General features: G+C 67.5%; 20 protein-coding genes. 4 read left to right on the top strand and 16 right to left on the bottom strand.

What is annotated here, in order from left to right; genetic code table 11:
* Nucleotides 1-4: 4 nt before the first annotated feature.
* Complete coding sequence (locus tag BGO82_RS07150) at nt 5-433, bottom strand: SRPBCC family protein (protein ID WP_291304875.1); 429 nt, start codon at nt 431-433, stop codon at nt 5-7.
* Nucleotides 434-615: 182 nt separating this feature from the next.
* Between BGO82_RS07150 and BGO82_RS07145 the strand changes: the two genes are divergently transcribed.
* Nucleotides 616-2,115 carry a YcjX family protein gene (locus BGO82_RS07145; RefSeq protein ID WP_291304874.1) on the top strand — a complete coding sequence of 500 codons (1,500 nt, stop codon included), beginning with the start codon at nt 616-618 and terminating at the stop codon, nt 2,113-2,115.
* Nucleotides 2,112-3,140, top strand: a complete 1,029-nt coding sequence (locus BGO82_RS07140; RefSeq protein WP_291304873.1) for a TIGR01620 family protein — start codon at nt 2,112-2,114, stop codon at nt 3,138-3,140. The genes BGO82_RS07145 and BGO82_RS07140 overlap by 4 nt, the downstream gene beginning before the upstream one ends.
* Here the strand turns inward: BGO82_RS07140 and BGO82_RS07135 are convergent.
* On the bottom strand, nt 3,137-3,685 hold the full coding sequence (locus tag BGO82_RS07135) for a DUF2269 family protein (protein WP_291304872.1): 549 nt from the start codon (nt 3,683-3,685) through the stop codon (nt 3,137-3,139). The genes BGO82_RS07140 and BGO82_RS07135 overlap by 4 nt on opposite strands.
* 197 nt (nt 3,686-3,882) lie before the next feature.
* Between BGO82_RS07135 and BGO82_RS07130 the strand changes: the two genes are divergently transcribed.
* Nucleotides 3,883-4,458, top strand: a complete 576-nt coding sequence (locus BGO82_RS07130) for an NAD(P)H-dependent oxidoreductase (protein WP_291304871.1) — start codon at nt 3,883-3,885, stop codon at nt 4,456-4,458.
* 112 nt (nt 4,459-4,570) lie between these two features.
* Here BGO82_RS07130 and BGO82_RS07125 read toward each other — a convergent pair whose 3' ends face one another.
* The 9 genes from BGO82_RS07125 to BGO82_RS07085 form a co-directional block, all read right to left on the bottom strand.
* Nucleotides 4,571-5,119 carry a DUF2269 family protein gene (locus BGO82_RS07125; RefSeq protein WP_291304870.1) on the bottom strand — a complete coding sequence of 183 codons (549 nt, stop codon included), beginning with the start codon at nt 5,117-5,119 and terminating at the stop codon, nt 4,571-4,573.
* A 126-nt stretch (nt 5,120-5,245) separates the two neighbouring features.
* The gene (locus tag BGO82_RS07120; RefSeq protein WP_291304869.1) at nt 5,246-5,575 is read right to left on the bottom strand and encodes a 2Fe-2S iron-sulfur cluster-binding protein; all 330 of its coding nucleotides are present in this window, start codon (nt 5,573-5,575) and stop codon (nt 5,246-5,248) included.
* Nucleotides 5,572-6,600 carry an NAD(P)/FAD-dependent oxidoreductase gene (locus BGO82_RS07115; RefSeq protein WP_291304868.1) on the bottom strand — a complete coding sequence of 343 codons (1,029 nt, stop codon included), beginning with the start codon at nt 6,598-6,600 and terminating at the stop codon, nt 5,572-5,574. Before BGO82_RS07115 ends, BGO82_RS07120 begins: the two co-directional genes overlap by 4 nt.
* Nucleotides 6,601-6,720: 120 nt before the next feature.
* On the bottom strand, nt 6,721-7,998 hold the full coding sequence (locus BGO82_RS07110; protein WP_291304867.1) for a phosphoadenylyl-sulfate reductase: 1,278 nt from the start codon (nt 7,996-7,998) through the stop codon (nt 6,721-6,723).
* Nucleotides 7,999-8,201: 203 nt separating this feature from the next.
* Nucleotides 8,202-9,860 (bottom strand): nitrite/sulfite reductase, encoded by a 1,659-nt coding sequence (locus BGO82_RS07105; protein WP_291304866.1) that lies wholly within the window; start codon nt 9,858-9,860, stop codon nt 8,202-8,204.
* Complete coding sequence (locus BGO82_RS07100) at nt 9,847-10,152, bottom strand: DUF2849 domain-containing protein (RefSeq protein WP_291304865.1); 306 nt, start codon at nt 10,150-10,152, stop codon at nt 9,847-9,849. Before BGO82_RS07100 ends, BGO82_RS07105 begins: the two co-directional genes overlap by 14 nt.
* Nucleotides 10,153-11,502: a siroheme synthase CysG gene (cysG, locus tag BGO82_RS07095; protein ID WP_291304864.1), complete on the bottom strand. Its 1,350-nt coding sequence runs from the start codon at nt 11,500-11,502 to the stop codon at nt 10,153-10,155. It abuts the gene before it with no gap.
* A 141-nt stretch (nt 11,503-11,643) separates the two neighbouring features.
* Entirely contained in the window at nt 11,644-11,964 is a 321-nt protein-coding gene (locus BGO82_RS07090) for a 2Fe-2S iron-sulfur cluster-binding protein (protein WP_291304863.1), read from the bottom strand.
* Between the two features lie 56 nt (nt 11,965-12,020).
* Nucleotides 12,021-12,416 (bottom strand): Hpt domain-containing protein, encoded by a 396-nt coding sequence (locus BGO82_RS07085; RefSeq protein ID WP_291304862.1) that lies wholly within the window; start codon nt 12,414-12,416, stop codon nt 12,021-12,023.
* Between the two features lie 341 nt (nt 12,417-12,757).
* Here BGO82_RS07085 and BGO82_RS07080 point away from each other — a divergent pair, with 341 nt between their 5' ends.
* Nucleotides 12,758-17,866, top strand: coding sequence for a hypothetical protein (locus BGO82_RS07080; RefSeq protein WP_291304861.1), 5,109 nt, complete (start codon nt 12,758-12,760; stop codon nt 17,864-17,866).
* 69 nt (nt 17,867-17,935) lie between these two features.
* Here BGO82_RS07080 and BGO82_RS07075 read toward each other — a convergent pair whose 3' ends face one another.
* From BGO82_RS07075 to BGO82_RS07055, 5 genes are all read right to left on the bottom strand, one after another.
* Entirely contained in the window at nt 17,936-18,298 is a 363-nt protein-coding gene (locus tag BGO82_RS07075; protein WP_291304860.1) for a cupin domain-containing protein, read from the bottom strand.
* Nucleotides 18,291-19,484, bottom strand: coding sequence for an MFS transporter (locus BGO82_RS07070; RefSeq protein WP_291304859.1), 1,194 nt, complete (start codon nt 19,482-19,484; stop codon nt 18,291-18,293). The genes BGO82_RS07075 and BGO82_RS07070 overlap by 8 nt, the downstream gene beginning before the upstream one ends.
* A gap of 163 nt (nt 19,485-19,647) precedes the next feature.
* Nucleotides 19,648-20,490, bottom strand: coding sequence for a UDP-2,3-diacylglucosamine diphosphatase (locus tag BGO82_RS07065; RefSeq protein ID WP_291304858.1), 843 nt, complete (start codon nt 20,488-20,490; stop codon nt 19,648-19,650).
* A gap of 47 nt (nt 20,491-20,537) precedes the next feature.
* A complete protein-coding gene (locus BGO82_RS07060; RefSeq protein WP_291304857.1) occupies nt 20,538-21,131 on the bottom strand; it encodes a LysE family translocator in 594 nt (197 codons plus the stop codon).
* Nucleotides 21,132-21,191: 60 nt separating this feature from the next.
* A complete protein-coding gene (locus BGO82_RS07055) occupies nt 21,192-22,280 on the bottom strand; it encodes a glycoside hydrolase family 3 N-terminal domain-containing protein (RefSeq protein WP_291304856.1) in 1,089 nt (362 codons plus the stop codon).
* Between the last annotated feature and the right edge of the window lie 74 nt (nt 22,281-22,354).

Below are 22,354 nucleotides of genomic sequence, written 5' to 3'. Positions count from 1 at the left end.
GGCCCTATTTCGCCTCGGCGGCCCGCTTCAGGCCGTCGAGCATCATCGCCCAGTTCTTGCGGAACTCCGCTCTGGTCTTGTCGTCCACCGGCTGCGTCTTGCCGCGGCCGAACTGCGCCAGCGTCACCCGGCTGCCGTTTCCTTCGGGCGCGATGCGCACGCGGACGGCGTTGTAGCTCTCCGGCGCCTCCTCCGTCTTCGACCAGTGCGTGAAGCTCAGCTCCCGGCCAGGCTCGGCGGTTTCGATCTCGCCATAGTCGGTGAACGCAGTGCCGTTCCAGTCGCCATGCAGGGTGTAGCGCGACCCCGGCGTCCAGTCCGACTCCATGGTTGCGCCCATGAACATCGGCGATTGCCGGTTGGTCATCGCCGACCACACGGTCATCGGGTCGGCGTCGATCGTGGTCTCTACCTCGACAATGGGGTCGGCCATCCTGTCCTCCTCGGTTGGCGCTCCAACGCCTGGCAGGGGCCTGGAGTTGCGGCAGGCCTCCGCTATGGCCACCGCGCCGGCTCGCGACAAGGGCGGCGGACCGGCCGCTGTCTTCACTGTCCGTCCCGCGCCTTGCAATGGCAGGCCGAAAGCCTATTTTTCGAGGCTGGAACGAGGGCCAGATGCCGCAATCGCCAACCACCATCACCGACGAGATCGGCATCGCCCTCGCCAATCTCGCCGACGCCGCGTCCGGCAGCTTCACCCCGACGCTGCGCCTGGGCGTCACCGGCCTCAGCCGCGCCGGCAAGACCATCTTCATCACCGCGCTGATCCACAATCTGCTGACCGGCGGGCGCCTGCCCGGCTTCGCGCCGCTCACCGAAGGCCGCTTCATCGGCGCGCGCCTGGCCGAATCCCCCGACGCCGGCGTGCCGCGCTTCGCCTACGAGCAGCACCTGCAGTCGCTGACGGGCAGGACTCCGGGCTGGCCCGAAAGCACCCGCCGCATCTCGGAATTGCGCATCAGCCTCAAATACCAGTCGCAGCGCTGGTTTTCCGGCTGGTCGGGCCCGTCGACGCTCAATCTCGACATCGTCGACTATCCCGGCGAATGGCTGCTCGACCTGCCGCTCTTGTCGCTGAACTTTGCCGAATGGTCGGCCAGCGCCATCGACCGTGCCCGCCGCCAGGGCGCGCCGGCCGAGGCGGCGGCGTTCATCGAGGCTCTCGCAGCGGCCGACGCCACCCGGCCGGCCACCGACCCCGACGCGGAACGCCTCGCCGCCGCCTTCACTGCCTATCTGCGCGCCAGCCGCGCCGACGCGCACGCCCTCTCCACCCTGCCGCCGGGCCGTTTCCTCATGCCCGGCGACCTCGAGGGCTCGCCGGCGCTGACCTTCGCGCCCTTGCCGCCGCCCGCCGCCACGCCGCGCGCCGGCAGCCTCTACGCCATGCTCGAGCGCCGCTACGAGGCCTACAAGGACATCGTCGTCCGCCCCTTCTTCCGCGATCACTTCGCCCGCCTCGACCGCCAGATCGTGCTGGTCGACACGCTGCGCGCCCTCAACGCCGGGCCGGCGGCCGTCGCCGATCTCGAAACCGCCCTGACCGACATCCTCGCCTGCTTCCGCCAGGGCGACTCCAACCCGCTCACGCGTCTCGTCTCGCGCCGCATCGACCGCATCCTGTTCGCCGCCACCAAGGCCGACCACATCCATCACACCAGCCACGACCGACTCGAAGCCATCCTCAACCGTCTCGTCGCCCGCGCCGCGCGCCGCGCAAAATTCGCCGGCGCCGATGCCGCCTCCGTCGCGCTCGCCGCCATCCGCGCCACGCGCGAGGGCCGCGTGCACGATCTCGACGTGATCATCGGCACGCCCGAGCCGGGCGAAACCCTGGACGGCATCACCTATGACGGCCGGACCGAAATCGCCTTGTTTCCCGGCGACTTGCCGGCATCGCCGGATTCGGTCTTTGAAGCCGGCAGCCCCGGCGACTGGCCGAACGAGCCCGCTTCGGGCCCGGATGGACCGAGCACAAGCAGGCAGGTCGATCTCAAATTCCTGCGCTTCCTGCCGCCGCAGAAGCTCGAGCGCAACGCCGAGGGCGCGCCGGTGCTGCCGCATATCCGCTTCGATCGTGCCCTCGACTATCTGCTCGGAGATCGGCTGAGATGAAGCGCCCCGTCGCCATTCCGCTCAATGCCGCAGGCAGCGTGCCCGCCGTCGAGCTGCGCGCCCCCCGTGCCTTCGCGCCCGACGACGTGCAGGCCGAAAGCGATCGCGTCGATTCCTTTTCCGATCCCCTGCCCGATCCGGCGGACCTGCCGGTCGTGGCGCCGCGCCTCGGCTGGCTGCCGCGCCTGCTCTGGGGCACCGCCGGACTGCTCGTCTCGCTCGGCCTCGGCCTCGCCGTCGACGCCCTGATCCGCAACCTCTTCGCCACCACGCCCTGGCTCGGCTGGCTCGGCCTCACCGTGCTCGGCCTGTTCCTGCTGGCGCTGGTCGCCATCATCATCCGCGAGGCCGCCTCGCTCTGGCGCCTGCGCACCCTCGACCATCTCAAGGCCCAGGCCCTCGTCGTCTTCGGCACCGACAATTTCAAGCAGGCGAGCGCCGTCACCGGCGAATTGCGGTCGATCTACACCGGCCGCCCCGACATGGCGCGGGCCCTCGCCCACTTCGGGACCGACCGGCCGCAGATCTTCGACGGCGGCGAGTTGCTGCGCTTTTCCGAACGCGTGCTGCTGGCGCCGCTCGACGCGCGGGCGCGCAGCCTCACCGCCGCCTCGGCCCGCCGCGTGGCGCTGGTCACCGCCGTGTCGCCGCGGGCCCTGGTCGACATCGCCTTCGTCGTCTGGGAAAGCGTCCGCCTCGGCGGCGCCATCGCCCGCCTCTATGGCGCCCGCCCCGGCCTGTGGGGCACCTGGCGGCTGTTCGGCGCCATCCTCGGCCACCTCGCCGTGACCGGCGGGCTGGTGCTCACCGACGGCGTCGTCGAGCAACTGCTCGGCCAGGGTCTCGCCTCGCGCCTGTCGCAGCGGCTGGGCGAAGGCGTGGTCAACGGCCTGATGACCGTGCGCGTCGGCATCGCCGCCATGCGCGTCGTCCGGCCGCTGCCCTTCACCACCGAGCCGCAGCCGATGGTCAGGGACTTCCTGCCCGAGCTCGCCAATGTGGCGAAATCGGCCGAAAAGCCCTAAGCCACGGCCGGCTTGCGGAACGCCGCCGGCAGCCACGCCACCGCGGCCGCGACCAGCAGCACCGCCATCACCGCCAGCGTCACCCAGTCGCCGGCCTCCGGTTTCAGCACCATGTCGGCCACCACCACGAACAGCAGCACCATGTCGAATTTGGCGATGGTCAGGATTTCGCGGCCGATGGCGACGATCGCCGGCGTCACGCCGCTCGCCGCGTGACCCGCCTCGACCCGCTTGGCCCGCGGCGTCAGCGCCAAGATGCCGATCGCCATGCTCACCGCCACGCCGACCAGCCCGAGGATCACCCACAGCGTCGTCCAGAGTGTGCCCAGCGTCGCGGCGATGACGCCGAACACCAGCGTCGCCACGCTCGCCGGCACATAGACGCGTTCGGCCGCCCAGGCGACCTGCCGCACCACGCCGACGATCTCGGCATCGTTGCGCGCCCGGTCGGCCCGGGCGCCGAGCACGACCATCACGAAGGCGCCGCCGATCCAGATGACCGCCGATGCCACATGCAGGAATTTGACGAGTGCATACCAGTCCATAGCCGCATCCCCCTCAGGCTGTGTCGAACCGATAGTGGGCGGGGAGACTGAACCGTCCTCCCCGCGAGGGCAAGCACCGTTGCGCGCTCGGTGAACAGCCTGTTCGTCAGGCTGCAAACTGTGCCGTCTTGCCGAACCCGCAATCCAGGCACATCTAGTGTCTCAGTCACAAACAGTTACCAACGGGACGGGGTATAATGTACAAGGTTGCGGTTCTGGTCGGCAGCATCCGGCCGAACTCCTCAAATCTGCAATTCGCACGCGCCATCGAGAAGCTGGCGCTCGGCCGGCTGCAGTTCGATTTCATCGATCTGGGCAAGCTGCCCTTCTACGACGAGACGCTGTGGGACGATCCGCCCGCGAGCGTGCTCGACCTCAAGCAGCGGATCGACGCCGCCGACGCCGTGCTGTTCGTCACCCCGGAATACAACCGCTCGATCCCCGGCGTCCTCAAGAACGCCATCGACTGGCCGTCGCGACCGTTCGGCAAGAGCGTCTGGGAGGGCAAGCCCGCCGCCATCGTCGGCGCCACCGCCGGCCAGTCCGGCACCGCCGCCGCGCAGGCGCATCTGCGCTCGATCCTGGTGATCCTCGGCCTCGCCGTGATGGGCCGCCCGGAGGTCTACCAGGTGCTGAAGCCGGGGATGATCGACGAGAACCACCTGATCACCGACGAGCGCACCCGCGACTTCCTCAACCGCTGGGTCGACGCCTATGTCGCCTGGATCGGCCGCTTCGCGGCCCCGCAGCAATTGCGCATCGCCGCGGAATAAGTCCCGCTAAGACAATCCCCCGTCCGCCGACCGAGCCCTCGGTGCCAGCCCTCCCACCCCACGCAGGAGCGCCGGCAGCCCCATCGGGCGGACGGGGGTTCTCCCGGTCCGATCAAGCTGCGGCTGGAGTCCGCGCCAGGATCGGCCCGAGGAAGAACACGGCACCGGCGATCACCGCCACCGCCATCACGCCGAGCACGGCGACATCGCCCGGCCCCGGCTTCGCCACCATGTCGACGATCACCATCAGCATCACGGTGTAGTCGAACTTGCCGACGGTCATCAGCCGCCGGCCGCCCGCGATGGCGCCGGCCATGTCGCCGGCCTCGACCAGCGCGCCGATCCGGCGCCCTTCCGGCTCGAGCAGCAGCAGCCCGGTGAGGAACGTCGAGGCGAAGCCGGCGAGCCCCAGGATCACCCACAGCTCGCCCCACATGCCGCCCAGCGTCGCCACCACCGCGCCGAACACCACCGTCAGCAGCGACGCCGGCACGAACCAGGTCTTGCCCAGCCGGTTCATCAAATCGAGCCCGGCCATCAGCCCCGCATCGTTGTTGGCGCGGCTCGCCAGCAGGCTCGCCACCAGCAGCGTCATGCCGCCGCCGACCCAGGCCAGCGCGCACAGCACGTGCAACAGTTTGAAGATCGTATAGAAATCCATTCGTATCTCGCCAGAAGCCCCCCGCGAAGACGGGCGGCGAGATAGAGCGGCGTGCCTGAACGGCAAATGAATGCCGGAACGCCAGGGCTGCTGGTCGTTCGCAGTGGAACGATCGTTCCGGCGCGTCTACGCCCCGATGGTCTTGCTGGCGCTCGGCGTCAGCGTCAGCTTCAGCCCGTCGAGCCCGTCGTTGAGGATGATCTGGCAGCTCAGCCGCGAATTCGGCTTCTGGTCGAGCGTCGAGTAGATCAGATCCTCCTCGTCGTCGCTCGGCCCCGGCAGCCGCCCGGCCCAGTCGGGGTCGACCCACACATGGCAGGTGGCGCAGCTGCAGGCGCCGCCGCATTCCGCCTTGATGTCGAGCCCCCAGTCGCGCATCACCTCCATCGCCCGCCAGCCCTCGAGCCCCTCGAGCTCGTGCACCTCGCCGGCCTGGTCGGTGACGACGATCTTCATTCCACCACGCCCAGCTTGCGCTGCAGCTTGGTGCTCGACGTCGTGTACTGGAACACCACTCTTTCGTCGGGGCTGACGATCTTCTTGGCCGCCTGCGCCATCAGCGCCGCCTCGTGGAAGCCGGACAGGATCAGCTTCAGCTTGCCCGGATAGGAGTTGATGTCGCCGATCGCAAAGATCCCCGGCTCCGACGTCTGGAACTTCTCGGTGTCGACCTTGACCACGCTCTGGTCGAGCTGCAGCCCCCAATCGGCCACCGGGCCGAGCTTGATGGTCAGCCCGAAGAACGGCAGCATGCGCGTCGCATGCACCATCGCCTCGCCCGAATCCATGGCGAAATGCACCGCGGAGAGCTGCCCGTCGGCACCCTCGAGCTTGCTGATCTGGCCGAGCAGGAAGTTGATCTTGCCCTCCATCACCAGCTCCTTCATGCGGTTGACCGAAGCCGGCGCCGCCTTGAACGCGTCGCGCCGGTGCACCAGCGTCAGGCTCCGCGCGATCGGCTGCAGGTTGAGCGTCCAGTCGAGCGCGCTGTCGCCGCCGCCGACGATCACCACGTCCTGGTCGCGGAAATCCTCGATGCGGCGCACCGCATAGAACACCGACTTACCCTCATAGGCCTCGATGCCGTCCACCGGCGGCCGCTTGGCCTGGAACGAGCCGCCGCCCGCCGCGATCACCACCACCTTGGCGAGGAACGTCGTCTCGGCGTCCGTCGTCAGCAGGAACCGCCCGTCCGGCTGCCGCGCCAGCGTGTTGACGATCTGCCCAAAATGGAATTGCGGCCCGAACGGCGCGATCTGCTTCAGCAGATTGTCGACCAGCTCCTGGCCGGTGACGATCGGAAAGCCCGGAATATCGTAGATCGGCTTTTCCGGATAGAGCTCGGCGCACTGCCCGCCCGGCCGGTCGAGGATGTCGATCACATGGCATTTGAGGTCGAGCAGCCCCAGCTCGAACACCGCGAACAGCCCCACCGGGCCGGCGCCAACAATCACCACATCGGTTTCGATCGGATCGGTCATGCAGTTCCACGTCCCACAAAGTGTCATCCCCGCGAAAGCGGGGACCCGTCTCTCCACCGGAGCCAGCACAGGCTTGGGTCCCCGCTTTCGCGGGGATGACACCGGGGAGAGGAAATGCTCCTACACCGTCTCCGGTGCTTTGCGCAAAAAGGGCCGCGTTCCCACCGGCACTTCGGCGCTGCCGATCGGCTGGTAATAGCGGTTCACCGTCACCAGCGTGCCGGTCTCCAGCGCCTTGCGCGTCGCCGGATGCACCACGACGAACGCGGTGATGCCGCAGCGCCGCATCAGCGTGATCTGGTCCATCAGCACGTCGCCGACGGCCCGGAGCTCCCCCGCATAATGGTAGCGCTCGCTGGCGAGCCGCGCCGTGGTGTAGCCGCGTCCGTCCGAGAATTTCGGGAACTCCACCGCCACCGACGCGAAGCGCCCGAGATCGGCCGCCACCTCCTCGATGGCGTCTCCCGCCCGGATCAGCAGCCCGTTCGGGTGCGGATTACCGAGCACCGCCGCGCGGTTGGCGACGAACATTTCGAGCGGAATATGCGTATAGCGCACCGCCGCCGGATCGTCCCCCTCGGCCCAGGCGCGGAACGGGTCGGCAATGAACTTGCCGTCTTTGAACAGGGTCTTTTCCACCGCGGCCACCGGTTTTGCGATCGCTCCATTGAAGTCGAAATGGATGCCGCACTCCTTCTTGTTGAGTCCGCGCCAGCGGCCGGCGCGTGGGTCCTCGCCCTCGGCGACGACGGTCGTGCACGGGGCACAGCCGATCGACCGGTAGCCCTTAGCGAACAGTGGGTGCTCCGGCAACCCGTGCGCCCGCTTGTAGGCGTTGACGTCGGCGTCCGAGAAATACGCCAGCGGGTTGACCTTGATGCGGTCGTCCGAGGTCAGCTCGAAATGCGGCAGCACGCCGCGCTCGGCCGTCTGATAGCGCTTCCTGCCGGTCACCCAGCCGCCGAAATTGGCGATCTCGGCGTCGAGCGGCTCGGTCTTGCGGATGTGGCAGCACGAATCGGGATCGCTCTCCCACAGCTCGCCGCGCGGATCGAACCGCGTCACGTCCTTGGGGTCGGGCCTGAGCCAGCGCACATTGGCGAGCCCGAGATGCCGTGTCAGGGTTTCGACATAGGTCAGCGTCTCGGGAAAATGCTTGCCGGTTTCGAGGAAATACACCGGCAGGCGCCGGTCGATCAGCGACACCAGATGCAGCAGCACCGCCGAATCCGCCCCGAACGACGACACGATCGCCACATCCTCGCGCAGCACCTCGCTCACCGCATGCCGCAGCACCCCCTCGGCATCCATCTCGTCGAACAGCCCGTTGAGCGCCACGATCTGCAGCGCCCGCCGCGGTGCGGACTCGGGAACGTCGAACGCAAGGTTAGTGGACATGACACACCCTGACGGCAGCCCTCGCAGTCGGGACTCCTTCTCCCGCGTGCGGGGGAAGGTGGCGGCGAAGCCGACGGAAGGGGGCGGCCACGAGCACGGAGCAAGCGGCCTCCCCCTCCACCACGCTGACGCGTGGTCCCCCTCCCCCGCAAGCGGGAGAGGAACGCCGACTGCTCCATCTCATCGAACTGCCGACCGCGACCTCACGCATTTCCATACAGCGCCTCCTTGAACGGCGCGTCGCCCACCCGCCGATACACCTCGATGAACGGCTCGTCCGCCGTCTCGCGCCGCGCGATATACGCCTCCACCAGCCGCTCGATCGCCGCCGGCACCTCGTCGGCAACGAAGCCGTGGCCGAGCGTGTCGCCCAGCGCCGCCGCTTCGGTGGCGTCGCCGCCCACCGTGATCTGGTAGAGCTCGGTGCCCTTCTTCTCGACCCCGAGGATGCCGATATGGCCCACATGGTGGTGGCCGCAGGCATTGATGCAGCCCGAGATCTTGATCTTGAGGTTGCCGATCTCGCGCTGCCGCTCGGGCGCCGCGAATTTGTGCGAGATCGCCTGAGCGATGGGGATCGAGCGCGCATTGGCCAGCGAGCAGAAATCGAGGCCCGGGCAGGTGATCATGTCGGTGATCAGCCCGGCATTGCCGCTCGCCAGGCCCGCCTCGACCAGCCGGTCGTAGACCGTCCGCAGGTCGGCGATCCGCACATGCGGCAGAACCAGGTTCTGCTCATGCGTCACCCGGATTTCGTCGAACGAATAGCGCTCGCCCAGCTCGGCCACCGCCTCCATCTGCTCGGCCGTGCAGTCGCCCGGCGCACCGCCGATCGGCTTCAGCGAAATCGTCACCGACACGTAGCCGGGGTGCTTGTGCGAATGGATATTGCGCTCCAGCCATTCGCCATAGGGCGCGTCGGCTGCCTTCTCCTTCACCACGTCGATCTGCGTCGCGTTCACCAGCTCGAACGGCGGCTCGGCAAAATAGGCGCTGATGCGGTCGAGCTCGGCCTGCGGCAGCGTCAGCACGCCGCCCTTCATCTGCGCATATTCGGCCTCCACCTCGTCGCGCAGCTTGTCGATGCCGGTCTCGTGCACCAGAATCTTGATGCGCGCCTTCCATTTGTTGTCGCGTCGGCCGTAGCGGTTGTAGACGCGCAGGATGCTCTCCAGATAGGCGAGCAAATTCTCGTGCTCGACATAGCCGCGGATCATCTTGGCGATCATCGGCGTGCGTCCCAGCCCGCCGCCGACCCAGATCTCCCAGCCGATCTCGCCGGCCGGATTGGTCACCGCCTTCATGCCGATGTCGTGGAACTTGATCGCCGCGCGGTCGTTCGCCGAGCCGGTCATGGCGAACTTGAACTTGCGCGGCAGGTACGAGAACTCCGGGTGCAGGCTCGACCACTGCCGCAGGATCTCCGCCATCGGCCGCGGATCGATGATTTCGTCCGCGGCGGCGCCGGCGAACTGGTCGGTCGAGATGTTGCGGATGCAATTGCCCGAAGTCTGGATCGAATGCATCTCCACCTCGTTGAGATGCTCGATCATCTTCGGCACATCGCTCAGCCGCGGCCAGTTGAACTGGATGTTGGTGCGCGTGGTGAAATGCCCGTAGCCGCGGTCGTAGGCGCGCGCCAGGAACGCCAGCTTGCGCAGCTGCTTCGAGCGCAGCGTGCCGTACGGAATGGCGATGCGGAACATATAGGCGTGCAATTGCAGGTAGAGCCCGTTCATCAGCCGGAGCGGCCGGAACTGGTCCTCGTTGATCTCGCCGCGCACCCGCCGCATCACCTGGTCGGTGAACTGCGCCGTGCGCTCCTGCACGAACGCGGCGTCGAACTCGTCATATCGATACATGGTCGTCCTGTCCGAGGTGCTGCCGGTCGAAGCGCGGCGCCGTGGGCCCCGCGGCGCGGATGCGCTCGCGGATGCGGTCGGGATAGATCGTGCCGTCGCGCAGTTGCACCGTCTCGATCTCCAGCGAATTGATGCGCATGGTGTTGCGGCTCGCGTCCAGCGCCGCGTCGCGCGCCTCCGCCTCTTCCTTGAGGAAGACGCGCGCCTGCTGCAAATCCTCGACCCAAAGGCCGCTTCTGCTCAGATAGACCGTCGCTCCACTGACCAGCTCGTTGCCGGTGAGAATGTCCATTCATGCCACCTTGAATTTCGCGACCGCCAAATCTTCCGCCGCGGCCCAGTCGCCATGCGCCACCGCCTCGCCGATGAAGATCACCGCCGGCCCGTCTGCCATGTCGGCGCCATCCGCGGCGATGTCGCCCAGCGTGGCGCGGTACAGCGAGCGATTGCGGCGCCCGGCGTTCGCCACCACGCCCACCGGCAGATCCGGCCGCATGCCGCGCCGAAGCAGCTTGCCGGCGGTTTCCATGGCGATCGACTTGCCCATGTAGAGCGCCAGCGTCAGTCCGGCCCCGGCCAGCGCCGCCCAATGGTCGAGCTCGGCGCTGTCGGCGCCGTGCGCGGTGGCGAAGATCACCCCCGGCGATACCCTGCGCAGCGTCACCGGGGTCGCCGTATCGGCGGCTGCGGCCAGCGCCGCGCTCACCCCCGGCACGATCCGATAGCCGATGCCGGCCTTGCGCAGCGCCGCGATCTCCTCGCCGGCGCGCCCGAACACCATCGGGTCGCCGCTCTTCAGCCGCGCCACGCGCTTGCCCTGCCGCGCCAGCCGTACCAGCAGCGCATTGATCTGGGCCTGCGTGAAGGAATGGTGCCCCTTCTTCTTGCCCACGCTGATCCGCTCGGCGTCGCGCCGGCCCATCTCGATCACCGCGTCCGGCACCAGCTGGTCGTGGACGATCACGTCCGCCGCCTGCAGCAGCCGCTGCGCCCTGAGCGTCAGCAGGTCCTCGGCCCCCGGTCCCGCCCCGATCAGCCACACCTCGCCGGCCGCCTCTCCCGCATGCGCGTCGAGCAGCGCCTCGGGCTCGCCGACGCCCGTCACCAGATCCTCGTAGAACCGCCGCGCCTGCAGCTTGCCCAGCGTCGCCGCCACCCGCCCGCGCAGCGATCCGGCGAGCCGCGCCAGCCGCCCGGTGTCGGGCGACAGCATCGCCTCGATCTGCGCCCTCACCAGCCGTGCCAGCACCGGCGCGTCGCCCTCGGTCGACACCGCCACCGTCAGCGGCGCGCGCTCGACGATCGAGGGCACGTAGAAGTCGCACTCGTCCGGCGTATCGACGACGTTGACCGGGATGCCGCGCCGCCGTGCCTCGGCCTTCACCGCGTCCGCGACGGGACTCTTTTCCGCGACGAACACCAGTGCTGCCCCCTCGAGCGCACCGAACCCGCGATGTCCTGACACAAGTTCGTGGTCGATGCCGTCGAAGGAAACGGTCGCTTCGTCCGAAATAATCACGACTGAAGCAGTCGTCTTAGCGGCCAACCGGGCTTTGTTGAGGGCTTCTTCTCCACCGCCGACCACGACGATGCGCTGACCCTTGACCTTGTAGCTGACGGGGAATGTGTTGAGTTCACCCATTCGCGGCCTTTCGCGCCGCGGTATAGTCGACTTTGGACTTTTGCTACAAGCTATTGAAATACAATAGCTTTTATTTTTCCTCGCCGGCCGTCGGGCGCGCCAAACCGTTCTGCCGCCCGACCCGGCGATGGAACGAAATCGCTAGCCCTGCCGCGACGGCACGCGCACGATCAGCCCGTCCAGTTCCGGCTTCACCTTGATCTGGCAGGTCAGCCGGCTGTTGGGCTTCACCTCGAACGCGAAATCCAGCATGTCCTCCTCCATCATCGATGGTGGACCGACGATTTCCATAAAGGAATCATCGATGTAGCCATGGCAGGTAGCGCAGGTGCAGGCCCCGCCGCACTCCGCGATGATGCCCGGCACGCCGTTCATGATGGCGGTTTCCATCACCGTGGAGCCCACCTCCCCCTCGGTCTCGTAGGTGGTTCCGTTGGCTTCGATGAAGGTGATTTTCGGCATGGCGCCGCATATAGCGGTGCCCCTTGCGGGCCGCAAGCCGAGCCTCGGAACGCCGGCTACGCCGCGTCCTGCTGCCGCAGCCGCTGGGCGATGAAGGCCGAAAGCTCCTCGACCGCAACATGCAAATCGTCGATCCGCTCGGGATTGACCGGCGCGCCGGCCCTGAGCTCGCTTTCGGTCACCCGCGCCAGTTCCGCCAGCCCGAACGCCCCGATCCCGGCCGCCGCGCCCTTGAGCGTATGAAGGTTGGTCAGCAGGTCCGGCACCGTGGTGCTGGTTTCGAGCCGGCCGTAATAGACGTGGCTCATCTCGTCGAACAGGCGCAGCACTTCGAGTTCGAGATTGTGGTCGCCGAGTGTCTGACGGCTCAGATGGGCCAGGTCGATCGGACCCCGAATCTGTGCCTGCGGATTGGACGCTTCCGCGGTTTTCGCCGCACTTTGTCCACGCATTTCTGGCCTCACGCACGAATACTGATGACCCTTCGGGGCCGCATGAAAGCCTAGAGCGGCCGGGTGAACAGGCCCTTAAGCCGATCGCTCGCACTGCATCGACCGGCGCCCCGCGCCACCAATCCGCCCAAATTAACCTTTGCTTAAGATACCGCTCGGTTTGCCTCAAATTGAATGTATGGTGAGGCTTACCCGGCGCGCGGCGGCAATGGGGCGGGTCTGGGCGGGCATTTGAATCGCTTTTTACCCAAATGTACCGGAGACCTGAAAGGGCCACCGGTCCATGACAACTCTGATGCCGCCCCTTGTCGCAACAGCCGACGTGAGAGTTGTAGAGAGTTATGGCGAAGAAATCGAACACTCAGGACGATCCCGCAACGCTGGCCTTTTCGGCGGTCGAGGACGCCCTCAAGGACTCCGTTTTCGGGGGTCCCGCGCCGGCCGAACCCGAGGCTCAGCCTGAGCCCCTGATCGCTCCCTCCCGCCCGCAGCAGACCGGCGGCCGCTCCGACCGCGCCCGCGTCGCCGACAAGCAGGCCTCGATGGCCGGCTCGGTCGCCAATGACGATCGCTTCCAGGGCTCGCGCATCCTCTACGGCCTGCAGTCGCGTTCGTCGTCGACGCCCAACCTCGTCGCCATCCTCGTTGCCGCCGCCTGGGTTGTCGCCATCCTCGCCGTGGCGCTGATCCGCAATGGCCGCGATTTCGGCAGCCCGGCCTTCTTCGGCTCCAACGATTTCATCGGCCTCGTCGCCCTCGCCGTCATTCCGGTGCTCGGCTTTTTCGCCATCGCCACCCTGATCCGCCGCGCCCAGGATCTGCGCAACGCCGCAACCGCGGTGACGCATGCCGCCATCCGCCTCGCCGAGCCCGAGACCACCGCGTCCGAGAAGGTCGCCTCGGTCGGCCAGGCCGTGCGCCGCGAGGTCAACGCCCTGGGTGACGGCCTCGAGCGCGCCTTGAGCCGCGCCGGCGAGCTCGAAGTGATGATCCACAACGAGGTCACCGCTCTCGAGCGCACCTATTCCGACAACGAATCCCGCATGCGCGCGCTGATCCAGGAACTGGCCAGCCAGCGCGAGGCGGTGATCACCAATACCGAGCGCGTGCGCGAGGCCATCACCGAGAGCCACACCGGCCTTGTTTTCGACTTGGACATGATCAGCCAGCGCATCGCCGGCACCATCGTGGAATCGGGCGGAAATCTGACCAAGGCGCTCGAAACCGCCGGCAATTCGCTCAACGGCGCCTTCGGCGAGCGCACCGAAAGCTTCGTGTCGCTGATCGACCAGCGCACCAGCCATCTGCTGAGCGCGCTGGACGACAGCGCCAGCCGCCTCAACATCACGCTCGAGGACCGCGCCGGCTCGATCAGCCAGGCCTTCGAGAACCGCACGATGGAGCTGAGCCAGGTCATCGACGCGCGCACCAACGGCCTCACCGAAGCGCTCGACAACCGCGCCACCACCCTCGCCGAAGCCATAGAGAATCGCACGTCCTCGCTGGCGAAGTTGCTGAGCCAGGGCGGCATCACGCTGCTCGACCAGCTGCGCGACCGCGGCCATGAGGTGTCGTCGGCGCTCGACATGATCGGCTCGCGCATCTCCGCCGACATCCAGCAGCGCAGCCGCGAGGCCGAAGCGCTGATGGGCAGCCTGACCAAGCAGCTCGACGAGCAACTCTCGATCCAGATCAACTCGATGGAGAGCAAGCTCCAGACCTCGATGATCGAGCTCGCCGGTGCCCTCGACGACACCACCGAGCGCGCCCGCGTCACCCTGATGGGCGCCGGCTCGCAGAACCTCACGCAGTTCGATGCCCGCCTCGACGAAATCGCCGTGGTCATCGACACCCGCCTGCAATCACTCGACGGCGTCGTCGGCGACAAGGGCGACAAGCTCATCGCCGCGCTCGAAAAGCACAATGCGAGCTTCGCCGCCCGCGCCAACGTGCTGGAGATGGCGCTCGACGAAAAGTCCGGCCATTTCAACGACATTGTCAACCAGCGCACGCGCGAGATGATCGAGACGCTGGGGCAGCGCTCCAAGCAGATCACCGAAGTCATCGGCAACCGCTCACGCGAGATTTCCGACGCCCTCGAGGGCCATTCGCAGATTCTCGCGGACGCCCTCGACAGCCGTACCCAGACCCTGACGGAGTCGCTGCAGTCGCGCACCACCGACCTGGTCGACGCTTTGCAGTCGCACAGTACCGACATGGTCGACGCTCTGCAGTCGCGTACCACCGATCTGGTGGACGCCCTGCAATCGCGCACCGGTGAGATGAGCGACACCCTGCTCGGCCGCGCCCAGGAGATCAACGAACTGCTCGCCGGCCGTACGACGCTGCTCGACAATGCGCTCAACACCCACGTCGCCAACATCGGCACGGTGATGGAGACGCGCTTCTCCAATATCGACGAGACGCTGACGCAGCACTCCAACGCGCTGTCCGCTACGCTCGACCAGCGCACCCAGCTCCTCGCCTCGACCGTGGGCACCCGTTCGTCCGAGCTCAGCGAGGCGCTCAACGCCCGCACCCAGCAGCTCGCCGAAGTCCTCGGCACGCACACCGCGGCCATCGCCGGCGCCATCGGCGACCGCACCATGGAGCTGGCCCGCACCATCGACGCCCAGGGCACCCAGGCCCGCGACAAGATCGACGCCTCGCTGCGCTCGGTCACCGACGTCATGGCCGACCGCGCCACCGCCGTCACCGCGCTCATCGCCAGCAAGGTCGGCGAGGTCAACGACAATCTCGGCCGCGGCATCGACTCCGCCATCCTGCGCATCGCCGATGCCGAAAGCGGCGTGACCGCCCGCATCGACGGCGCCGCCGCCACCGTGGGCGAAAGCGCCCGCAAGGCCGCCGACATCATCGAAACCGGCGTCAACTCGGCCCGCAAGGCGATCACCGACATGGTCGACCAGCGGCTGGGCACCCTGCCCGAAGCGATCACCGCGCGCGCCGACATCACCGCCGAGCGTCTCGCCTCGCTCAACACCGCGATCAACACCGCGCTGGTGCAGTCGATGGCGGATCTCGAGGCCGGCGCCGACCGCATCGAGGAGACCATCTCCAAGCGCATCGTTGCCGCCACCGCCAACATCACGCTCGATGTGGCTGAGACCGCCGACCGTATGGACACCCATGTCCGCCAGGCGATGGAGCAGATCCATTCCGCCTCGCGCGCCATCGACGAGCTCATCTCGATCAAGGCCGTGGCTGCGACCGAAGCCATCGAGGGCCGCGTCAACGCCCTCAACCAGTCCGTGACGCAGCAGACCAACGACCTTGCCGGACTCATCGCCCGCCAGGGCGAGCAGTTCCACGCGGTGGTCGCCGGCCAGTCCGACAGCATCACCTCGCTGGTCGCCGAGCAGGCGCAGAACCTCGCGGCCGTGGTGGCGCAGCAGTCCGACAACATCAACGCCGTGGTCACGCAGCAGACGCAGGGCCTGAGCTCGGTGGTGGCCCAGCAATCCGACAACCTCAGCGCCGTGATCGCGCAGCAGACCCAGGGCTTCAACGCCGTGGTCGAACAGCAGACGCAGAGCGTCAACGCCGTCGTGGCCGAGCATTCGGCGAACCTCAGTTCCGTGGTTGCCCGCGAGACCGAGGCACTCAGCTCGGTGGTCAGCCGCGAGACGCAAACCCTGGGCTCCGTGGTCACCAGCGAAACGCAGAGCCTCGGCTCGGTGATCGCCCGCGAGACGCAGAACCTCGGCGCCGTCGTCGCGCAGCAGGCCGACGCCATCAGCAACGTCGTCACCGAGCAGTCCGGCAGCATCACGGCACTGGTCGGGCAGCACGCCGACACGCTGGCATCGACCGTCGCCGACAGGGCGAGTGCCCTCGAAAACGCACTGCGCACGCACGGCAACATTCTCAACGAGGCCCTCGCCGCCGCCGCGTCGCAGACCGAGCAGATGATGCACACCACCTCCGAACGCATCCAGTCGGATGCGATCGAGGCGTTCACCCGGCTCAACCGCGCCAACGAGATCCTGCAGCAGGTGCTGGAAGGCGCCAACCGCAACCTCACCGAGCTCGAAACCAACGTGGCCAGCCAGACGGCGACCTATTCGTCGACGGTCCGCGACGCCGTTGCCTCGACCGAACAGGCCGGCAACATGGTCAGCGAGCAGGTCAGCGGCCTGCAGTCGACGGTCCGCGGCATGATGGACGAGTTCAGCTCGCTGCTGGGCAACATCAACAGCGAAGTCGCCGCAATCGACCAGGCCGCCGCCTCGCTCAACCAGGCCGGCACGCAGTCCCTCACCCAGCTCGAGGAACGCCGCGCCGCCATGGATGCGCTGTCGCAGAGCTTCACCACTCGCGCCGACGAGATCGACGAGCGGATGCGCGGCTTCGCGCAGTCGATCGCCGACACCATCAACGCCACCGAGCGCCGCCTCCTCGACGCCCGCGCGCAGATGGAGCAGATCCTGTCGGGCTCCGGCGACCAGGTGAATTCGGCGCTCTCCACCGCCACTTCCGAGCTCACCAGCCGCCTCGGCGACTTCCGCGAGGCCGCCGGCGCCGAGACCGAGAAGGCCTCCGACGTGCTGCGCCAGACGCAGGCGACCATGATCCTCGAGATGCAGCAGGCGCTCGAGGAGGCCACCCGCCGCTTCACCGAGACCGCCTCCGCCATGCGCGAGACGGCCAAGGAAGTGGGCACCGAGCTCGAAGCCACCCGCTCCGAACTGGCCCGCGGCGTTATGGAACTGCCTGAGGAAACCAAGACCAGCGCCGCTGCGATGCGCCGCGTCGTCGCCGAGCAGATCGAAGCCCTGAGCGAGCTCAACGCCATCGTGCGCGCCCAGTCGGCCACCCACGACCTGACCGAGCGCCGCTCGGCCCCGCGGCAGGAACCGCGCCCCGAGCCGGTGCGCGCCGCCGAGCCCCCGGCGCCGCGCCCTGCCCCGGTGACGCCGCCGCCGGCCCCGCGCACCGTTACGGTCGCCGAGGCTCCGACGCTCCGGCCCGCGCCGGTTGCCGAGGCGCCGAAGCCCGCCCCGGCCCGCACCGCGGACGATGCGAGCGGCGGCTGGCTGCGCGACGTGCTGCGCAATGCCAACAGCCCGGCGGCCCCGGCCGCTGCGCCGCAGCAGAACCTCACGGCCCTCACCGACGAGATCGCACGCTCGATCGATCCGAGCGCTCTCGGCGACGCTTGGACCCGCTACCAGATGGGCGAGCAGAACGTGTTCTCGCGCCGCATCTACACGCTCACCGGGCAGTCGACCTTCGACCAGGTGAAGCGCCGGCTGACCGCCGACGCCGACTTCGCCAAGAATGCCCAGAGCTATATGAGCGAGTTCGAGCAATTGCTGCAGCGCGCCGCCAGTGGCGCGGACCCGGTCAACGAAACCCGCGCCTATCTCACCTCCGACCGCGGCAAGGTCTACACCATGCTGGCGCACGCCAGCGGCCGCCTCGGCTGAGGCGCCCCGCTTCAGAAGAGAATCTCCAAAGCCCTCTGGCCCCGCTTCGGCGGGGCCTTTGTTTTGGCTTCAGGCCCAGACGTCGTTTGCCGCGGTGCGCTCGCCGCCCTGGTCGCCGGTATTGACCGTGCCGCGCGGCTCGATCAGCAGCAGCTTGACCTCGTGTTCGGCGAACGGCTTGTGCTCGACGCCCTTGGGCACGACATAGAGCTCCCCGGGCCGCACGATCACCTCGCCGTCGCGCAGGTCGATCCTCAGTTCGCCTTCGAGCACGAAGAACGCCTCGTCGGTTTCCGGATGGCTGTGCCAGACGAAATCGCCCTCGATGCGCGCCACCTTGAACTGGTAGTCGTTCAGTTCCGCGACGATGCGGGGCTGCCACTGCTCGGCGATGTGTTCGAGCTTCATCAGCAGATTGATCGATTCAGGCATGCGCTTGCGCTCCCTGGCTCTTGGGCGCCATCAGGCGCATCGAGATGAAGATAAGCACCGCGCCCAGCGCTGCAAACGCCGCCGAGGCGAAATAGGCGCGCACCCCGAGCGGCCCGGCGATCCAGCCGAAGGCCGTCAGCGTCAGCACCGACATCGCCTGCTGCAACACCTGGAAGAAGCTCTGCGCCTCCGCGGCGATGTCCTCGCTGGTCCAGTTGGCGATGAAGTGCACGCAGCCCATGTAGCCCATGGCGAAGGTCACCGAGTGCAGCAATTGCAGCGGCACCAGGATGGCGACGTCCGGCGCCAACGCCATCGCCGCCCAGCGCAGCACCGCGACCACCGCCGAGGCGAGGATCACCAGGCGGGCCGGAAACCGGCCGACGAAGCGCTTGAACACGAACATCATCGCCGCCTCGCTGGCCGCCCCGAGGGCGATCAGGATGGCGATGGTCAGGTCGGGGATGCCTTGCCCCTTCCACAGCAGCGCCTGGAAGCTGTTGAGCACCAGATGCGTCGCGAACACCATCGACCAGCCGACCAGCGGCAGCAGGAACCAGGGCTTCATGACCTCGCGCATCCGGCTGGCCCCGGGCGCCCGGGCCAGGGTCTGTTCGTGTTTCGGCGCCCGGAAATTGGGCAATTGCAGCGCGGCCATGCCGCGCAGCAGCGCCAGGGCCACGAAGAACGGCAGGAACGTGCCGCCCCCGAACCAGGTGACGATCTGCCCGGTGGCAATGGTCATCGCCATGTACCCGACCGTGCCCCAGGCGCGGATGAAGCCGAAATCGGTGCCGTTGCGATTGGTCATGCGCAGCGCCGCCGCGTCGGCCACGGGTCCGATCGCCGCCACCGGAATTGCCGCCAGCGTCCACACCAGCAGGATGCCGGCGAAATCGTGCACGAAGAACAGCCCGATCGGAATGCCCCCGCCCAGCAGCGCGCCGATGACGATCACCTGCCGCCAATCCTGCGCCCGGTCGGCGATCCGACCGACGACCAGGTTCAGCACCAGCATGATGAACACCGGCAGCGAGCCGAGCAGCCCGATTTCGCCCGGACTCAGCCCCTGGTCCTGGAACCAGATGCCGCCATAGGCCGCGGCCGCGCCCGAGGTCATGAAGACCGTGAAATAATAGAGCGTCGCCCGCAATTCCGGCGACCACCAGCGCCGCGCGTCAGCCATCGAGCGCCTCGCCGCGCGACACGCCGCACAGGCAAGGCAACATGCCCTTCGCCCGCTTCGACCAGCTCATTCGGGAAATGCTCCGGAAGCGTGAATCCGCTTCGCCATCAGGATGGACGGAACCACCAGCGAAAACAAGAATGTTGGCGCCGCACCGCGATCGCTAGGGCGACGCCGTTCCGGCGTCGGTGGGCGCCTTGGCCCGCCGCAGCAAGCCGGTGCGCTTCGGCCTGGGCGGCACCGGCGTCTGCTTGTCCCATTTGATCAGCTCGAACTGGCCGTCATGCGTCTCGCAGACGGCGGTGCAGCTCTCCACCCAGTCGCCGGTGTTGATGTAGTGGATGCCCAGCCGGTCGTGCATGTCGGCAAAATGAATATGGCCGCAGATCACCCCGTCGACGCCGGTGTCGCGCGCCTCAAGCGTCAGCGCTTCCTCGAAGCGGCCGATGACGCTCACCGCGTTCTTCACCTTGTGCTTGGCCCAGGCGCTGAGCGACCAGTACGGCCGCCTGAGACGGCGGCGCACCCAGTTGATGAAGATGTTGACCCTGAGCGCCATGCGATAGGCCCAGTCGCCGACGTGGGCGAGCCATTTGGCGTGCGCCACCACCACGTCGAACTGGTCGCCATGCATCACCAGATACGTCCGGCCCAGCGCCGTGGTGTGCACGGTGCGATCGACGAATTCCACCTCGCCGAAATAGGTGCCGAGATATTCGCGCAGGAATTCGTCATGGTTGCCCGGCAGCACCACGATGCGCGTCCCGCGCGCCGCCTTGTCCAGCAGCACCTCGACGAACTCGGTGTAGAGCGGCGGCCAGTACCAGGCCTTGGCCAGCCGCCAGCCGTCGAGAATGTCGCCGATCAGATAGATCGTGTCGGCCTCGTGGTGGCGCAGAAAATCGACGCACTGGGCGATTCGCGTGGGCCGCATGCCCAGATGCACGTCGGACATGAACAGGGTCCGCACGTGTCGTGTCTCTGGGGTGGCGACGGAATCAGCCATCGAACCTCCGGCCGCAGTGAAGGGAGGTCGAACTTACCCTCATCCGCTCACAGAAAGAAGAGAACCACGGAGGCGACGACCAGCACCGCCATGACGATGCCCAGATAGCGCTCGCCGCCGGTGCGCCTGAGCAGCTTTTCCAGCCGTTCGCCGAACACCATCCAGGTCGGCGACGAGGCGGCGCCGATGACGAGGCAACTCGCGCCGAGGATGGCGATCCCCAAGTACCGCCCCGGCCCCGGATCGACCACCATGGCCACGAAACTGACCGCCAGCGCCCACGCCTTGGGGTTGATCCACTGGAATCCGGCGCCCTCAAGGAAGGTCAGCGGCCGCTGCCCGGCCCCCTGATCCTTGATCTTGAGCCCGATCAGCGTCCAGGCGAGGTAGAGCAGGTTGATTGCCGCCAGCACCTTCAGCACCGGCTCGAGCCACGGCAGGTAGCGGAACACCTCGCCGAGCCCGACGCCGACCAGCACCACCATCACCGCAAACCCAATGGTGACGCCGAGCCCGTGCGGCAGGGTACGGCGGAAGCCGAACTTCGCACTCGAGGCCATCAGCATCAGATTGTTGGGTCCGGGCGTGAAAAAGCCCGGGATCGCGGCAACGACGAAGGCCGTGAGGGTGGTCCTGTCCATGGTGCGCTCAATTTAAGTCAGCACCACTGTCCCGGTATCACCAGACCTGTGGGTGGGCAACTACTTCCCGATGCGCGCCTTCATGGCCACGATCCGCGCATAGCTCGCCTCAATCCGCGCCTTGAACGCCGGATCGGCCGCCGCTTCCGCCACCAGGATGCCCCGCACCTTGTCCGAGAGCTTCGGATCGTAGGCGGCGGTGTTGGAGAACAGCAACACGTCGACGCCTGCCTTCACCGCCCGCACCACCGTGTCGTGCAGGTCGAACTGCTTGCGGATCGCCCCCATCTCGAGGTCGTCGCTGACCACCACGCCGGCGAATTTCAACTGCCCGCGCAGCACCCCCTCGATCCAGTCCGGCGACAGCGACGCTGGCAGCTTGGCGCCGTCCGTGCCGGTATAGTCCTTGTGGTAGAGGTGCCCCACCATGACGAAATCGTCGTAGCCGTCGGCGAACAGCGCCTTGTAGGGATCGAGTTCCACCGGGCTCCAGGTCTTGGAGATGTCGACGAAGCCGGCATGGCTGTCCGCCGTGCTCGAACCGTGGCCGGGAAAATGCTTGAGGGCCGTCAGCAGGCCGGCATCGTGATGGGCGTTGATGAAGGCCTCGTCGTAGGCCGTCACGGTCTTGGCGCTCTTGCCGTAGGAGCGGCCGAATTTGGCGATGATCTGGTTCTTCGGATTGACGTTGAGGTCGGCCACCGGGCCGAAATTGACGGTAAAGCCCTCGTCCTTGATGCCGCGCGCCATCTTCGCATAGGCAGCCTCGGCCTGCGCCGGGCTGTCGCTGGCGGCGATCGCCTGCGCCGTGGGCATCTCGGCGAAACCCACAGCGGATGTCAGCCGCTCGACCGCGCCCCCCTCCTGGTCCAGCGTGATGAAGGGCGGCAGGTCCGGCGATGCGGCGCGCAACGCAGAGTTCATCGCCTTTACCGCGGCGAGGCTCTTCACGTTGGTCTTGAGGTACATGACACCGCCGAGCGTTCCCGCAGCGACCTCGTCGCGGACGGCCTTGAACGAGGCATCGCCCGCATCGTCGCCCTTGAAGCCCACGATGATCATCTGCCCCGCCATCTGATCGAGCGACTGGGCGGCCGCCGGGCCGGCAAACAGCCCGGCCAGCAGCAGGGAAACGACGAAACGGATCACGAAGCACCTCGGGCGGGAATCGGCCACGAGCCTTCTCACGCTATTGCGGCGAAACTGCAAACGCCGCTATAGAC

Origin of the sequence: Devosia sp. 67-54, assembly GCF_001899075.1 — a bacterium.
Lineage (GTDB): Bacteria > Pseudomonadota > Alphaproteobacteria > Rhizobiales > Devosiaceae > Devosia_A.
Note: the sequence above shows the minus strand (reverse complement) of the source record. Positions and strands in the feature narration are given on the sequence as shown.

Coding starts and splice junctions, on each gene's coding strand:
- BGO82_RS07075 (WP_291304860.1), bottom strand. CDS start 18,298: ATGCCTGAATCGATCAATCTGCTGATGAAGCTCGAACACATCGCCGAG.
- BGO82_RS07090 (WP_291304863.1), bottom strand. CDS start 11,964: ATGCCGAAAATCACCTTCATCGAAGCCAACGGAACCACCTACGAGACC.
- BGO82_RS07145 (WP_291304874.1), top strand. CDS start 616: ATGCCGCAATCGCCAACCACCATCACCGACGAGATCGGCATCGCCCTC.
- BGO82_RS07125 (WP_291304870.1), bottom strand. CDS start 5,119: ATGGATTTCTATACGATCTTCAAACTGTTGCACGTGCTGTGCGCGCTG.
- BGO82_RS07135 (WP_291304872.1), bottom strand. CDS start 3,685: ATGGACTGGTATGCACTCGTCAAATTCCTGCATGTGGCATCGGCGGTC.
- cysG (WP_291304864.1), bottom strand. CDS start 11,502: ATGGGTGAACTCAACACATTCCCCGTCAGCTACAAGGTCAAGGGTCAG.
- BGO82_RS07085 (WP_291304862.1), bottom strand. CDS start 12,416: ATGCGTGGACAAAGTGCGGCGAAAACCGCGGAAGCGTCCAATCCGCAG.
- BGO82_RS07120 (WP_291304869.1), bottom strand. CDS start 5,575: ATGAAGATCGTCGTCACCGACCAGGCCGGCGAGGTGCACGAGCTCGAG.
- BGO82_RS07140 (WP_291304873.1), top strand. CDS start 2,112: ATGAAGCGCCCCGTCGCCATTCCGCTCAATGCCGCAGGCAGCGTGCCC.
- BGO82_RS07060 (WP_291304857.1), bottom strand. CDS start 21,131: ATGGACAGGACCACCCTCACGGCCTTCGTCGTTGCCGCGATCCCGGGC.
- BGO82_RS07130 (WP_291304871.1), top strand. CDS start 3,883: ATGTACAAGGTTGCGGTTCTGGTCGGCAGCATCCGGCCGAACTCCTCA.
- BGO82_RS07065 (WP_291304858.1), bottom strand. CDS start 20,490: ATGGCTGATTCCGTCGCCACCCCAGAGACACGACACGTGCGGACCCTG.
- BGO82_RS07105 (WP_291304866.1), bottom strand. CDS start 9,860: ATGTATCGATATGACGAGTTCGACGCCGCGTTCGTGCAGGAGCGCACG.
- BGO82_RS07100 (WP_291304865.1), bottom strand. CDS start 10,152: ATGGACATTCTCACCGGCAACGAGCTGGTCAGTGGAGCGACGGTCTAT.
- BGO82_RS07150 (WP_291304875.1), bottom strand. CDS start 433: ATGGCCGACCCCATTGTCGAGGTAGAGACCACGATCGACGCCGACCCG.
- BGO82_RS07070 (WP_291304859.1), bottom strand. CDS start 19,484: ATGGCTGACGCGCGGCGCTGGTGGTCGCCGGAATTGCGGGCGACGCTC.
- BGO82_RS07080 (WP_291304861.1), top strand. CDS start 12,758: ATGGCGAAGAAATCGAACACTCAGGACGATCCCGCAACGCTGGCCTTT.
- BGO82_RS07110 (WP_291304867.1), bottom strand. CDS start 7,998: ATGTCCACTAACCTTGCGTTCGACGTTCCCGAGTCCGCACCGCGGCGG.
- BGO82_RS07115 (WP_291304868.1), bottom strand. CDS start 6,600: ATGACCGATCCGATCGAAACCGATGTGGTGATTGTTGGCGCCGGCCCG.